The sequence below is a fragment of the Paraburkholderia sp. JPY465 genome (assembly GCF_050436725.1).
In the GTDB taxonomy this organism is placed as follows: domain Bacteria; phylum Pseudomonadota; class Gammaproteobacteria; order Burkholderiales; family Burkholderiaceae; genus Paraburkholderia; species Paraburkholderia youngii.
On sequence record NZ_JBNDMT010000002.1, the window covers coordinates 1,577,569 to 1,591,772 of the forward strand.

The 14,204-nt window shown below is 63.7% G+C and carries 14 protein-coding genes; 13 read left to right on the forward strand and 1 reads right to left on the reverse strand.

Features of this window, described 5'->3' with window-relative positions:
- Positions 1-10: 10 nt before the first annotated feature.
- The 8 genes from QFZ94_RS09330 to leuB all read left to right on the forward strand — a co-directional run bounded on the left by QFZ94_RS09330 (position 11) and on the right by leuB (position 7,297).
- A complete protein-coding gene (locus QFZ94_RS09330; RefSeq protein ID WP_008924386.1) occupies positions 11-283 on the forward strand; it encodes a succinate dehydrogenase assembly factor 2 in 273 nt (90 codons plus the stop codon).
- 72 nt (positions 284-355) lie between these two features.
- Positions 356-1,657 carry a citrate synthase gene (gene gltA / locus QFZ94_RS09335; protein ID WP_368584175.1) on the forward strand — a complete coding sequence of 434 codons (1,302 nt, stop codon included), beginning with the start codon at positions 356-358 and terminating at the stop codon, positions 1,655-1,657.
- 246 nt (positions 1,658-1,903) lie between these two features.
- Positions 1,904-2,062, forward strand: coding sequence for a hypothetical protein (locus tag QFZ94_RS09340; RefSeq protein WP_429456375.1), 159 nt, complete (start codon positions 1,904-1,906; stop codon positions 2,060-2,062).
- 109 nt (positions 2,063-2,171) lie between these two features.
- Positions 2,172-3,539 (forward strand): group II intron reverse transcriptase/maturase, encoded by a 1,368-nt coding sequence (ltrA, locus tag QFZ94_RS09345; protein WP_429456418.1) that lies wholly within the window; start codon positions 2,172-2,174, stop codon positions 3,537-3,539.
- Between the two features lie 290 nt (positions 3,540-3,829).
- Positions 3,830-5,239, forward strand: coding sequence for a 3-isopropylmalate dehydratase large subunit (leuC, locus tag QFZ94_RS09350; protein ID WP_368584174.1), 1,410 nt, complete (start codon positions 3,830-3,832; stop codon positions 5,237-5,239).
- 5 nt (positions 5,240-5,244) lie between these two features.
- Complete coding sequence (locus QFZ94_RS09355) at positions 5,245-5,403, forward strand: entericidin A/B family lipoprotein (RefSeq protein WP_013092936.1); 159 nt, start codon at positions 5,245-5,247, stop codon at positions 5,401-5,403.
- Between the two features lie 85 nt (positions 5,404-5,488).
- Entirely contained in the window at positions 5,489-6,142 is a 654-nt protein-coding gene (leuD, locus tag QFZ94_RS09360; RefSeq protein ID WP_410848772.1) for a 3-isopropylmalate dehydratase small subunit, read from the forward strand.
- A gap of 87 nt (positions 6,143-6,229) precedes the next feature.
- A complete protein-coding gene (gene leuB, locus QFZ94_RS09365) occupies positions 6,230-7,297 on the forward strand; it encodes a 3-isopropylmalate dehydrogenase (protein ID WP_429456421.1) in 1,068 nt (355 codons plus the stop codon).
- A 131-nt stretch (positions 7,298-7,428) separates the two neighbouring features.
- Here leuB and QFZ94_RS09370 read toward each other — a convergent pair whose 3' ends face one another.
- Entirely contained in the window at positions 7,429-7,626 is a 198-nt protein-coding gene (locus QFZ94_RS09370) for a hypothetical protein (RefSeq protein WP_368584171.1), read from the reverse strand.
- Between QFZ94_RS09370 and asd the strand changes: the two genes are divergently transcribed.
- The 5 genes from asd (at position 7,625) to trpB (ending at position 14,199) form a co-directional block, all read left to right on the forward strand.
- Positions 7,625-8,746: an aspartate-semialdehyde dehydrogenase gene (asd, locus tag QFZ94_RS09375; RefSeq protein ID WP_368584170.1), complete on the forward strand. Its 1,122-nt coding sequence runs from the start codon at positions 7,625-7,627 to the stop codon at positions 8,744-8,746. The two genes, QFZ94_RS09370 and asd, sit on opposite strands and share 2 nt — an antisense overlap.
- A 136-nt stretch (positions 8,747-8,882) precedes the next feature.
- Positions 8,883-11,429 (forward strand): FimV/HubP family polar landmark protein, encoded by a 2,547-nt coding sequence (locus QFZ94_RS09380; RefSeq protein ID WP_429456423.1) that lies wholly within the window; start codon positions 8,883-8,885, stop codon positions 11,427-11,429.
- A complete protein-coding gene (gene truA / locus QFZ94_RS09385; RefSeq protein ID WP_176123359.1) occupies positions 11,426-12,238 on the forward strand; it encodes a tRNA pseudouridine(38-40) synthase TruA in 813 nt (270 codons plus the stop codon). The genes QFZ94_RS09380 and truA overlap by 4 nt, the downstream gene beginning before the upstream one ends.
- Positions 12,235-12,945, forward strand: a complete 711-nt coding sequence (locus QFZ94_RS09390) for a phosphoribosylanthranilate isomerase (protein ID WP_368584168.1) — start codon at positions 12,235-12,237, stop codon at positions 12,943-12,945. Before truA ends, QFZ94_RS09390 begins: the two co-directional genes overlap by 4 nt.
- Before the next feature lie 60 nt (positions 12,946-13,005).
- Positions 13,006-14,199 (forward strand): tryptophan synthase subunit beta, encoded by a 1,194-nt coding sequence (gene trpB, locus QFZ94_RS09395; RefSeq protein ID WP_013092943.1) that lies wholly within the window; start codon positions 13,006-13,008, stop codon positions 14,197-14,199.
- Positions 14,200-14,204: the final 5 nt, after the last annotated feature.

Below are 14,204 nucleotides of genomic sequence, written 5' to 3' on the forward strand. Positions count from 1 at the left end.
GTGTACCGACATGACCGATACATCGCATCAGTCCGACCCTCTCCGCCGCGCGCGTCTTCGCTGGCGCGCACGGCGGGGCCTGCTGGAAAACGACCTGATTTTCGAGCGTTTTTTCAGCCGATATGAGCATGACCTCAGCGATGCCGACGTTGGCGCACTCACGCGCCTGCTCGAGCTGAGCGATAACGACCTGATGGACTTGCTGCTCGCACGCAAGGAACCAGAAGGCGATCTAGCCGACCCGGACGTGGTCCGGGTTCTGGAGTTGCTGCGCAATGCTTGAGCGCCGCCAGTCCGTTGTTCCAGGCGTGCAATTATCGAAACCCTGTATCCATACTTCGATTGAGGATGTGCTATGACCCCGTCAGATGTTAAAGCCACGCTATCGTTCAGCGACAATTCGCCGAGCGTTGAAATGCCGATTTACAAGGGCACGATTGGCCCCGATGTAATCGACATTCGCAAACTGTACGGCCAGACCGGCAAATTCACGTACGACCCGGGCTTCATGTCGACGGCGGCGTGCAATTCGGCGATCACCTACATCGACGGCGACAAGGGCGAACTGCTCTACCGCGGCTACGCGATCGACAACCTCGCGCAGAACGCCGACTTCCTGGAAACCTGCTACCTGCTGCTGAACGGCGAGCTGCCGAACGAAAAGCAGAAGGCCGAATTCGTCGGCACCGTCACCAAGCACACGATGGTGCACGAGCAGATGCAGTTCTTCTTCCGCGGCTTCCGTCGCGACGCGCACCCGATGGCGATTCTGGTTGCCGCGGTCGGCGCGCTGTCGGCGTTCTATCACGACTCGCTCGACATCAATAACCCGCGTCACCGCGAAGTGTCGGCAATCCGCATGATCGCGAAGCTCCCCACGCTGGTCGCGATGGCGTACAAGTACAGCATCGGCCAGCCGTTCGTGTATCCGAAGAACGACCTGTCGTACAGCGCAAACTTCATGCGCATGATGTTCTCGAACCCGTGCGAAGAGTACGTGGTCAACGACGTGCTGGTGCGCGCGCTCGACCGTATCCTGATCCTGCACGCGGACCATGAGCAGAACGCGTCGACGTCGACCGTGCGTCTCGCCGGTTCGTCGGGTGCGAATCCGTTCGCATGTATCGCGGCCGGTATCGCGTGTCTGTGGGGCCCGGCGCACGGCGGCGCGAACGAAGCCGCGCTGAACATGCTGGAAGAAATCGGCTCGGTCGACAACATTCCCGAGTTCATCAAGCAGGTGAAGGACAAGAACTCGGGCGTGAAGCTGATGGGCTTCGGCCACCGTGTGTACAAGAACTATGATCCGCGCGCGAAGCTGATGCGCGAAACCTGCCACGAAGTGCTCGAAGAGCTGGGCCTGCACGACGACCCGCTGTTCAAGCTCGCGATGGAACTCGAAAAGATCGCGCTCGAAGACGAATACTTCGTGTCGCGCAAGCTGTACCCGAACGTCGACTTCTACTCGGGTATCGTGCAGCGCGCGCTGGGCATTCCGACGTCGATGTTCACGTGTATCTTCGCGATGGCACGCACGGTCGGCTGGATCGCGCAGTGGAACGAAATGATCGCTGATCCTGAGCAGAAGATTGGTCGTCCGCGTCAGCTGTTCGTCGGCGAGACGCTGCGTCAAGCGAAGCCGATCGCACAGCGCTAAGCGCTGATCAACCGCGATACGCGCGCCTGGCCACGGCATTCGTGTCGCGCACAGGCGCGAAATGGGAGTAAATAAAACGCCTCAACGGGTCTGCCGTTGGGGCGTTTCTGTTTCGTGCGCCCAGCATGGGCGCATTCCTGCGGGTGTAAGTCCCGCCATAAGCTGGTCACAGCGAATGAAGTGAAGCGCAACTGCACGAGGGCGACCGGATGTGGGGAGGAAGCGTGGAGCGTAAATCGCGAGCCGATGAACAAGAACCGTATAGAAGGCGCTGCCGAGCAGGGCGAGCGGGCGAAAAACCGCGAAGCTCTCGTGACCAAGGTGAAGTGGCGTAGATGCGGCGGTTGTGCGATGAAGGAGTGCGTTCTTACCTGGGGAGGCCTCGCCTCATGCCTGAAAGGGTGACGGCGTCGAGCCGGAGCGAGGAGTCAGCAGAGGCCGTAGTAGTCACAGGACAGGTCGATGAGTCCGAAGCTGGTGACGAAGGGCCAAACGGGAAGGAGTGTCCAGCGTCATGTCGATGCGACAGGTACTGCGTCAGAAGCCCGTGCAAGCGGGGCGAGCGGGAGGCACACGCGGTGAAGCTGCGTCTATGCCCGTGAGCGACGAAGCCTGTTGCCCGCGCCATGAATCCGGGGACACAGGGTCAGCGCTGCTGATGGCGGCGCTGACGAGAGAGAACCTGAAGCAGGCATTCAAACGGGTACGGGCCAACAAGGGAGCCGCTGGCGTGGACGGTCTGGACATTGACCAGACGTCGCGCCATCTGGTGACGGCGTGGCCGGCGATCCGTGAACAGTTGCTGAAGGGGACGTACCGGCCCAGCCCGGTACGGCGGGTGACGATCCCGAAACCGGACGGAAGCGAGCGCGAGCTTGGCATCCCGACGGTGACGGACCGGCTGATCCAGCAGGCGCTGCTGCAGGTGCTGCAACCGGTTCTGGACCCCACCTTCAGCGCGCACAGCTATGGTTTCCGGCCCGGACGGCGTGCGCACGATGCGGTGCTTGCCGCGCAGTCGTACGTGCAGTCGGGCCGGCGAATCGTGGTGGACGTTGATCTGGAGAAGTTCTTCGACCGGGTCAACCACGACATCCTGATCGACCGTCTACAGAAACGTATTGGGGACGCCGGGGTGATCCGGCTGATCCGGGCGTATCTGACGAGCGGCATCATGGATGGCGGTGTGGTTCAGCAGCGCGAACAGGGCACGCCGCAGGGCGGGCCGCTATCGCCGTTGCTGGCCAACGTGTTGCTCGACGAGGTGGACAAGGAACTGGAGCGGCGCGGTCACTGCTTCGCGCGCTATGCCGACGACGCGAACGTGTACGTTCGCAGTCGGCGCGCGGGCGAACGGGTGATGGCGTTGCTGCGGCGGCTGTACGGGCGACTGCGTTTGAAGGTCAACGAGACCAAAAGCGCAGTGGCCAGCGTGTTTGGACGCAAGTTCCTGGGCTACAGCTTCTGGGTGGCACCCGGACGCGAGGTCAAGCGCCGCGTGGCGGACAAACCGCTGGCGACGTTTCGGCAACGCATCCGGGAACTGACCGCTCGTTCATGCGGGCGCAGCCTGCGGGAAGTGGTGCGACAGGTACGCGCGTACCTGCTGGGCTGGAAGGCGTACTTCCGTCTGGCGCAGACACCGAAGGTCTGGCGTGAGCTGGACAAGTGGTTGCGTCACCGACTGCGCGCAATCCAGCTCAAGCAGTGGAAGCGCGGTACGACGATGTACCGCGAACTGCGCGCGATGGGCGCCGCCGTTGATGTGGCGCGACGGGTGGCGGCCAACGGCCGTCGCTGGTGGCGCAACAGCGGCAGGCTGCTAAGCAGACTGTTCACGGTGGCGTGGTTCGACCGGCTGGGTTTGCCCCGTCTCTCATGACCTCAACTTCCCGAACCGCCCGGTGCGGACCCGCATGCCGGGTGGTGTGGCAGGGGCGCAGCCCGATGGCTGCCCCCTATGCCGATTGCGGCGCCGCGGGCCGTGCATGCGGCGCATTGGCGCCGCCGCTCGCCGATGCTTGCCGGGTAACACCGATACAGGTATTGGCACTACCAGCCAACTCCATGTTTTTTATCGGTTTTTTCGCTGTTTAAGCAGCCCATCGCGGGGCGTCGCGTGGCATAATCGACCGACACAGTCAGCCCGCAGTCATTACTACCCCGCATACCATGGCACAGACTCTCTACGACAAGTTGTGGAACACGCACGTGGTCCACACGGAAGACGACGGCACCGCGATTCTCTACATCGACCGTCACCTGCTGCATGAAGTGACCAGCCCGCAGGCGTTCGAAGGCCTGAAAATGGCTCATCGTCCGGTGTGGCGCATCAGCGCGAACCTGGCCGTGTCCGACCACAACGTGCCGACTACGGACCGCAGCCACGGCATCGCCGATCCGGTCTCGAAGCTGCAGGTCGACACGCTCGACACGAACTGCGACGCCTTCGGCATCACGCAGTTCAAGATGAACGATCAGCGTCAGGGCATCGTCCACATCATCGGGCCGGAACAGGGCGCTACGCTGCCGGGTATGACGATCGTCTGCGGCGACTCGCACACGTCCACGCACGGCGCGTTCGGCGCGCTCGCGCACGGCATCGGCACCTCGGAAGTCGAGCACGTGCTGGCCACCCAAACGCTGCTGCAGAAGAAGAGCAAGAACATGCTCGTGAAGGTCGAGGGCCAACTGCCGCGCGGCTGTACCGCGAAGGACATCGTGCTCGCGATCATCGGCAAGATCGGCACCGCGGGCGGCACCGGTTACGCGATGGAATTCGGCGGCTCGACGATCCGTTCGCTGACCATGGAAGGCCGCATGACGGTCTGCAACATGGCGATCGAAGCGGGCGCGCGCGCCGGCATGGTCGCCGTCGACGACACCACGGTCGAATACCTGAAAGGCCGTCCGTTCTCGCCGCAGGGCGCCGAGTGGGATCACGCGGTCGAGTACTGGAAGCAGTTCAAGTCGGACGAGGGCGCGCATTTCGATCACGTGGTCGAGTTGAACGCCGCGGAGATCGTGCCGCAGGTCACCTGGGGCACGTCGCCGGAAATGGTCACGCCGGTCGACGGCCGCGTGCCGGATCCTGAGCGCGAGAAAGACCCGGTCAAGCGCGACGCGATGGAGCGCGCGCTCAAGTACATGGCGCTCGAGCCGAACGCGCCGATCGAGTCCATCAAGCCGGATAAAATCTTCATCGGGTCGTGCACCAACGCGCGCATCGAAGACATTCGCGCCGCGGCTTACGTCGTGAAGAAGCTCGGCCGCCGCGTCGCGCCGAACATCCGTCTGGCGATGGTCGTGCCGGGTTCGGGTCTGGTGAAGGCGCAGGCGGAGCGTGAAGGCCTCGACAAGGTCTTTACCGACGCCGGGTTCGAATGGCGTGAGCCGGGCTGCTCGATGTGTCTGGCAATGAACGCCGACCGGCTCGAGCCGGGCGAGCGTTGCGCGTCCACGTCGAACCGGAACTTCGAAGGTCGTCAGGGCGCTGGTGGCCGCACGCACCTGGTGAGCCCCGCAATGGCCGCGGCTGCAGCCATCGAAGGGCATTTCGTCGACATTCGCAAGCTTGGATGAATCGCATGATGAAGAACATGAATCGCATCACTCTATTGCGCCGCTTCGCACTCGGCACGCTCGCCGGGCTTCTGCTCGGCCTGGCCGGATGCAACACGGTGCACGGATTCGGCCAGGACATGTCGCACCTCGGCAATTCGATCAGCAATCACGCTGAGAAATAAGCGGTTTTTGATTTTTGCCGGCGATGCGGCGCGGCGGGTTCCAACCGTTGGTCGCATCGCCCGTTCCTGAACAGGCGCAAGCGTCATGGATAAATTCATCGTACACACCGGCGTCGTGGCGCCGCTCGATCGCGAGAACGTCGACACGGACGCGATCATTCCGAAGCAGTTCCTGAAGTCGATCAAGCGCACGGGCTTCGGTCCGAACGCGTTCGACGAATGGCGCTACCTCGACCACGGCGAACCGGGTCAGGACAACTCGAAGCGTCCGCTGAACCCGGACTTCGTGCTGAACCAGCCGCGTTACCAGGGCGCCTCGGTGCTGCTCACGCGCAAGAATTTCGGCTGCGGAAGCTCGCGCGAACACGCGCCCTGGGCGTTGCAGCAGTACGGCTTTCGCGCGCTGATCGCGCCGAGCTTCGCTGACATCTTCTACAACAATTGTTTCAAGAACGGCGTGCTGCCGATCGTGCTGACCGAACAGCAGGTTGATCATCTGTTCAACGAGACGTATGCGTTCAACGGCTTCGAGCTGACGATCGACCTCGAAGCGCAAGTCGTGCGTACGGCCGACGGCGGCACCGAATATCCGTTCGAAGTCGCGGCGTTCCGCAAGTACTGCCTGCTGAACGGTTTTGACGACATCGGCCTCACGCTGCGTCACGCGGACAAGATCCGCCAGTTCGAAGCGGAGCGTCTCGCGAAGCAACCGTGGCTGAACAATCGCCTCGTCCGTTAAGCGAACCCGTGAGAGCGTAGGCGCGGCTAGTCCGCGCCCGCGTCGGTTTGCGCGAGAAACACCCGAAAAAATCATCAAGGAATTCGCATGAAGATCGCAGTATTGCCGGGCGACGGCATCGGTCCCGAAATCGTCAAGGAGGCCGTCAAGGTCCTGAACGTGCTCGGCGAGACGTTCGAACTCGAAGAAGCGCCGGTCGGCGGCGCGGGCTACGAAGCGAAGGGCCATCCGCTGCCCGATTCGACGCTCGCACTGGCGAAGGAAGCCGACGCGATCCTGTTCGGCGCGGTCGGCGACTGGAAATACGACAAGCTCGAACGCGCGCTGCGCCCCGAGCAGGCGATCCTCGGTCTGCGCAAGCACCTGGAACTGTTCGCGAACTTCCGTCCGGCGATCTGCTACCCGCAACTGACGGGTGCTTCGTCGCTGAAGGAAGAGATCGTTTCTGGTCTCGACATCCTGATCGTGCGCGAACTGAACGGCGACATCTACTTCGGCGCGCCGCGCGGCGTGCGTACGTCGCCGGACGGCCTGTTCGCCGGCGCGAAGGAAGGCTTCGACACGATGCGCTATTCGGAACCGGAAGTGCGCCGCATCGCGCACGTCGCGTTCCAGGCGGCGCAAAAGCGCGGCAAGAAGCTGACCTCGGTCGACAAAGCCAACGTGCTCGAAACGTCGCAGTTCTGGAAGGACGTGATGATCGACGTGTCGAAGGAATACGCGGACGTCGAGCTGTCGCACATGTACGTCGACAATGCCGCGATGCAGCTCGTGAAGGCGCCGAAGTCGTTCGACGTGATCGTGACCGGCAACATGTTCGGCGACATCCTGTCCGATGAGGCGGCGATGCTCACCGGCTCGATCGGCATGCTGCCGTCGGCGTCCCTCGACAAGAACAACAAGGGCTTGTACGAGCCGTCGCACGGTTCCGCACCGGACATCGCCGGCAAGGGCATTGCGAATCCGCTCGCTACGATCCTGTCCGCCGCGATGATGTTGCGCTATTCGCTGAACAAGGCCGAGCAGGCCGATCGCATCGAAACCGCGGTGAAGAAAGTGCTCGAACAAGGCTATCGCACTGGCGACATTCTCACGCCGGGTTGCAAGCAGGTCGGCACCGCCGCGATGGGCGATGCCGTCGTGGCCGCGCTGTAAAACGCGCGCAATAGTCAGGTCACCAATACTGACCATTAAAGCGCGAATCGGCCATGAAACAGGCCGATTCGCGCGTCATACGGCGAAGAACGCCGCCAGTTTTCTGTTTTCGTGTATATTGTTGCGATGGCTCAGATCTCCCAAATCTCCTCGATTTCAAAATTGCACGGCGCAACGGCCCGTGCAATCGAGTTCGCCATTACCATCAAAACCATTACCCCGAAAACGATCACGAAGCGCTGATCGTCCGTCGTGCCCGCCCATCTTCCCCGCGCGGTCACTGCGGGCAAAGATGCGGGGAAGTTTCCATTCGAAGGGTATGAAGTCATGAACGTAGGTCTCGTAGGTTGGCGCGGCATGGTCGGCAGCGTCCTGATGCAACGCATGCAGCAGGAAGGCGATTTCGACTTGATCGAACCGGTGTTTTTCAGCACCAGCAACGCGGGCGGCAACGCGCCGTCGTTCGCCAAAAACGAGACCAAGCTCAAAGATGCGACAAGCATCGAAGACCTGAAGAAGTGCGACGCGATCATCTCCTGCCAGGGTGGTGATTACACGAACGAAGTGTTCCCGAAGCTGCGCGCGGCGGGCTGGAACGGCTACTGGATCGACGCGGCTTCGTCGCTGCGCATGAAGGACGATGCGGTCATCATTCTCGATCCGGTCAATCTCGACGTGATCAAGAACGCGCTCGTCAAAGGTCAGAAGAACTTCATCGGCGGCAACTGCACGGTCAGCCTGATGCTGATGGCGCTGGGCGGCTTGTTCCGCGAAAACCTCGTCGACTGGATGACGGCCATGACTTACCAGGCCGCCTCGGGCGCGGGCGCGCAGAACATGCGCGAACTGCTGTCGCAAATGGGCACGCTGAACGGCGCGGTGAAGAACGAACTGGCTGACCCGGCTTCGGCGATTCTCGACATCGACCGCCGCGTGCTCGAAGCGATGAACAGCGACAGCATGCCGACCGACCATTTCGGCGTGCCGCTCGCGGGCTCGCTGATTCCGTGGATCGACAAGGATCTCGGTAACGGCATGTCGAAGGAAGAGTGGAAGGGCGGCGCGGAAACCAACAAGATTCTCGGCAAGCCGGCCATGGGCACGCCGGGCTCGATTCCGGTCGACGGTCTGTGCGTGCGGATCGGCGCAATGCGTTGCCACTCGCAAGCGCTGACGATCAAGCTGAACAAGGACGTGCCGCTCGACGAAGTGAACGGCATCCTCGCGTCGGCCAACGACTGGGTCAAGGTCGTGCCGAACGAGCGCGAAGCGTCGATGCGCGATCTGTCCCCGGCGGTCGTCACCGGTACGCTAACGGTGCCGGTCGGCCGCGTGCGCAAGCTCGCGATGGGTGGCGAATATCTGTCGGCCTTCACCGTCGGCGATCAGCTGCTGTGGGGCGCGGCTGAACCGTTGCGTCGTATGCTTCGCATTGTGCTCGACAAGTAAAGTAAACTACGCGCTCACGACGCGTAGACAACTCAAGAAGCGTCGCGCTTGCGCGGCGCTTTTTTCATTCTGTGCTCCGATCATCTTGTCTTTCCACTCGCAAAAAAGGCTGCGCGCTGACGCGCCAGGAGTCCCGATGAACTTTCGACGCTCCGCTCTTCGGGCCATGTTTATTCGTCACAAGAAGGTGCGATTCAGCGGCCGTCCGGCGGCGATGGCCGCTGCTGCCGCTTTCGCCATTGCGTTGCTCGGCGGTGCCGGGGGCAATGCGCTTGCCGCGCCGGCTCGTGCCACGAGCGCGCCGGACACCGCTTCCGCAGGCAGTTCCACTACCGCTGTCGTTGCCGTCGCCGCGGGCGCGCAGTACACGGTACATGCGGGGCAGTCGCTCAACGATGTCGCGATCGCTATTACGCAGTCGCATGACCGCGCGGTTCTCGCGCGCGCGACGCGCGCACTTTTCGACACGAATCCGGCTGCGTTCATGAATCACGATCCGAGCCGCATGCGTGTGGGCGCGGTGTTGATCGTGCCGGCGCTCGATGCGTCGGGGGCCTTGGCGGCTTCGTCGACTGGGGCTGCAGCGGGGGCGTCGGAGTCGACAGCGGCTGCGCCCGCTTCCGCGTCGACGGCGGCGCCGGCCGAGGCTGCGGCCAGCATGGCGAGTGCAACCCGCGCCGCAGTTCAAGCGACGACGCCAGCCGCATCCGAGGTCTCTGGCGCGGCCAGCGCGGCGGTATCGACTGGCGCGGCGGCGGGCGGCTTGGCTTCGTCCGCGCCAGTGGCCGGTTCGGCGCCTGCGGCGGCGAGTGGCACGCAGGAATGGACCGGATCGATTCAACCGGCGGCGAGCGCGCCTGCTGGACAAGCGCCGTCGGCGGCAACCGCGGCGGCACCCGCGGCGGCACCTGCGGCCGCAGCCGCGCAGGCGGCTTCGCAGCCCCGTCAGAAAGTGTCGAGTCTGCAGCAACTGCTGGCGCTGAAAAACCGTGTGCTAATGGAATTGCAGAAGCACGGTATCGGCGGGGCGCCCGTCGCTTCGAGCCCGAAGCCGACGAGCGCTGCGCAGCCGGCAGGGGCAGGTTCGGCGGCGACAGTACCCGTGGCGCCGCAGCACGCGAATGCGGCGACGTCGCCGTCGAATGAGGGCGGCCTGTCTCAGCGCAATTTGAGCATCGCGGCGGCGGTGGGCGCGGCATTGGTCGTTCTGCTCGCTGCTCTGCGCATGGGGCGCCGCAAGCGCGAAAAGGAGGCTGCGGCGCGGGCTCCCGAGGCGACTGATGCCACGGTGGCGGGATCGGCGCGTGACGGCGATTCGCGCGATGGCAGCGCGGTGGCAGGGCAGACAGCGGTCGCGGAAGCATCGGACGCGCAAGATCAGGAGCTTGCACGGCAAGCTGCTGCGGCGGCAGCGGCGGAGCATGCAGCTGCGGAGCGTGAGGCAGCCGAACGGGAAGCGGAAGAAAGTGCGGCGGCAGAACGTGCAGCAGCCGAGCAAGCCGCCGCCGAAAGAGCCGCAGCCGAACAGGTCGAACAGGAGCGAGCAGCAGCAGAGCGAGCAGCAGCCGAGGAACATGCCGAGGCGGAACGGGTGGCAGCGGAACGCGCAGCAGCCGAACAGGCAGCAGCGGAACAAGCAGCAGCGGAACAAGCAGCAGCGGAACAAGCAGCAGCCGAACAAGCAGCAGCCGAACAAGCAGCAGCACGCGTCGCCGCCGAACATGCAGAAGCGGAACGCACAGCGGCAGAACGCATCGCATCCGAGCGCGCCGCAGAGGAACAGGCGGCACAGCAAGCAGGCACGCTATCCAGCGGAAGCGAGCCGTCAACCGAACCACCATCGGACGCACCCGCCCCCGACGAGACGCTGCGCTCCGCGGGCACAGCCGCCAATCTGGCCGCCGCGGCAGAACTCGGCGCCGACGCGTTGCCGCTAGGACCGCTCGAACCGACCATCGGCGCGACGCAGGACGAGAACGCGCATCACGTGCAATGGGACGAGGAATCCACAGAAAGCCCGACCGCACCGCACACCGTGACGGCCGAACCGCAGTCCCCTTTGAACGTTCCGCCCCCAGTGATCGATTTCACGCAACACCAGACTGAACCGCGCGCCACCACGTCGCTCGGTCAGCCGTTCAGCGACATCCCCGTGCCGGTGCAACCCGCGGCGTCCGCGCCGACCGACTTCCCGCGCGACGCCGTCGACGCATTCGGCAGCCTGAACATGCCGCTGCCGCCCCGCATCGAAGTGCCCACCGTCGGCGAAGCAGCGCCGTCCACGTCGCTGTCGACGCAACCGGTCGCATCGCCCGACACGACCGCGCAGCAGGCCTTCGGCGTCCACGGCGCTGACGACGACACGCCGCACGTCGCCGACCAGATCGCCGCCGGCACGGCGGGTCACGGCGCCGTTGCGGGTCTCGGCGCAGCCGGCTTCGGCGCGCTGAAGCTCGACTTCGACCTCGAGTTGCCGCCGAGCCCGGCCCAGCCGCTGCCGGCCTTCACGCCGGCCGATCTCGCCCGCATCGCGCGCAACAAGCTGGAGTTGGCCTCCGAGTACATCGAGCTCGGCGATCTGGGGGGCGCCCGCGCGCTGATCAACGAAGTGATCGAAGCGAACGATCCGGCCACGCGCACCGAAGCTCGCGCGTTGCTTTCGACACTCGCACCGCTGTCGTGAAGCGCATCGCATTAGGCGTGCAGTACGACGGCGCGGCGTTCGCTGGATGGCAATCGCAGCCGCATGGCAACACGGTTCAGGACGAGCTCGAACGGGCGCTGCGCGAATTCACGCGCACGCCCGTGCACACGGTGGTCGCCGGCCGCACCGACCGCGGCGTGCATGGCTTGGGCCAGGTCGTACATTTCGACACCGAACTCGATCGCGTCGACATCTCCTGGGTGCGCGGCCCGAACGCATTTCTGCCGAAGACGATCGGCGTGCAATGGGCCAAGCCGATGCCCGACGATTTTCATGCGCGATTTTCGGCATTCGAGCGGACCTATTACTACGTGCTGTACGTCAGTCCGGTTCGCTCGCCAATGCTCACGACGCGCGCCGGCTGGGTGCACACGCCACTCGACGTCGACGCGATGCGCTCGGCCGCCGAGCACCTGATCGGCGAGCACGACTTTTCGGCGTTTCGTTCGTCGCAATGTCAGTCGAAGACGCCGTTCAAGCATCTGTACCAGATCGACGTCAAACGACAGGGTAACTTCGTGCATTTCCGCTTTCGCGCGAACGCGTTCCTGCATCACATGGTGCGCAACGTCATGGGCTGTCTGATCGAAATCGGCAGCGGCCGCCGCCCGGCCGCGTGGATGGCCGACGTGCTTGCGAGCCGTAGCCGCGACTGCGCGGCGCCGACCTTCATGCCCGACGGCCTGTATCTCGCGCAAGTGGGCTATCCTGAGCAATTCGGCGTGCCCGACCCGGCGACGGGCAGCGTGCCGTGGAGCAGCGTATGGACCGAGCAACCCGAAACATGAAAGCAGCCGAGACCCACGCCAACAAGGCCGACGCCACCGCCTTGCAAAGCGTGCCGCATCGCACGCGCATCAAGCTGTGCGGACTGTCCAAGCCCGCCGACATCGCACACGCGATCGACCTCGGTGCCGACGCGATCGGCCTCGTGTTCTATCCGCCGAGCGCGCGCTCGGTGAGCGTCGCCCAAGCGGTCGAACTCGTGCACGATGTGCCGCCGTTCGTGTCGGTCGTCGGCCTGTTCGTCAACGCAACGCCGGACTGGGTCCAAGAGGTCGCGAGCAATGTGAACCTGACAATGTTGCAGTTCCACGGTGACGAGACGCCGGACCAGTGCGAGACGCTCGCCGGCGTTGCGGGTTTGCCTTGGTTGCGTGCGCTGCGGGTCGCGGCGGATACTCGATCGGCCGATTTGGTAAAATCGGCGTTCAACTATTCAGCAGCCAGTGGTCTTCTGTTCGACACTCATGTCGAAGGCTACGGCGGCGGCGGGAAGGTTTTCGATTGGTCACTTATTCCAGCAGAGCTCGCGCATCGGGCCGTTTTGAGTGGTGGGTTGAACACGCAAAACGTCAGTGATGCGATCCATCGCGTGCGCCCGTACGCGGTCGATGTCTCGAGCGGCATCGAAGTGCCGGGCGCCCGGGGCGTGAAAGATCACGCCCGGATGGCGGCGTTCGTGCGCGCGGTGCGCGCCGCGGACGCTGAATGATTCAGGCTCGCGGGCGCTTTCCGATGAAAGCCGCGAGCCGTTCTGAGAAGAGTGATCACCATGTACAACTTGCCTGACGAAAGAGGCCACTTCGGCCAGTTTGGCGGCGTGTTCGTAGCCGAAACGCTGTTTTCCGCACTCGACGAGCTGCGCGAAGCGTACGAGAAATATCAGAAAGACCCGGAATTCGTCGCCGAATACGAGCGCGAACTGAAGTACTTCGTGGGTCGCCCGTCGCCGATTTATCACGCACAGCGCTGGAGCGAATTGCTCGGCGGCGCGCAGGTTTATCTGAAGCGTGAAGACCTGAATCACACCGGCGCACACAAAATCAACAACGTAATCGGCCAGGCGCTGCTCGCCAAACGCATGGGCAAACCGCGCGTCATCGCGGAAACCGGTGCCGGTCAGCACGGCGTGGCCACCGCGACGATCTGCGCGCGCTTCGGTATGGAGTGCGTGGTCTACATGGGCGCCGAGGACGTACGCCGCCAGGCCGCCAACGTGTACCGCATGAAGCTGCTCGGCGCGACCGTCGTGCCGGTCGAATCGGGTTCGCGCACGCTGAAGGACGCGCTGAACGAAGCGATGCGCGACTGGGTCACCAACGTCGAAAACACGTTCTACATCATCGGCACGGTCGCGGGTCCGCATCCGTATCCGATGATGGTGCGCGATTTCCAGCGTGTGATCGGCGACGAATGCCGCGTGCAAATGCCCGAACTCGCCGGTCGCCAGCCGGATGCGGTCATTGCGTGTGTCGGCGGCGGTTCGAATGCAATGGGTATCTTTTACCCATATATCGACGACAAATCAGTGCAGTTGATCGGTGTCGAAGCGGCCGGCGACGGCATCGAAACGGGTCGCCACGCGGCTTCGCTGATCGGCGGCAGCCCCGGAGTGTTGCACGGCAACCGTACCTATCTGCTGCAAGATGAAGACGGCCAGATCATCGAGACCCATTCGGTATCGGCAGGCCTCGACTATCCGGGCGTCGGCCCCGAGCACGCGTGGCTAAAAGAGAGCAACCGCGCGCAATATGTTGGCATCACCGACGAAGAAGCACTGAAGGCGTTCCACGACTGCTGCCGCATCGAGGGTATTATTCCCGCGCTGGAGTCGAGCCACGCGCTCGCGTATGCCACGAAGCTCGCGCCGACCTTGTCGAAAGACAAGATTCTGCTGGTCAACCTGTCGGGCCGCGGCGACAAGGACATGCACACGGTCGCCGAGCGATCGGGTATCCAGTTCTGAGCCGC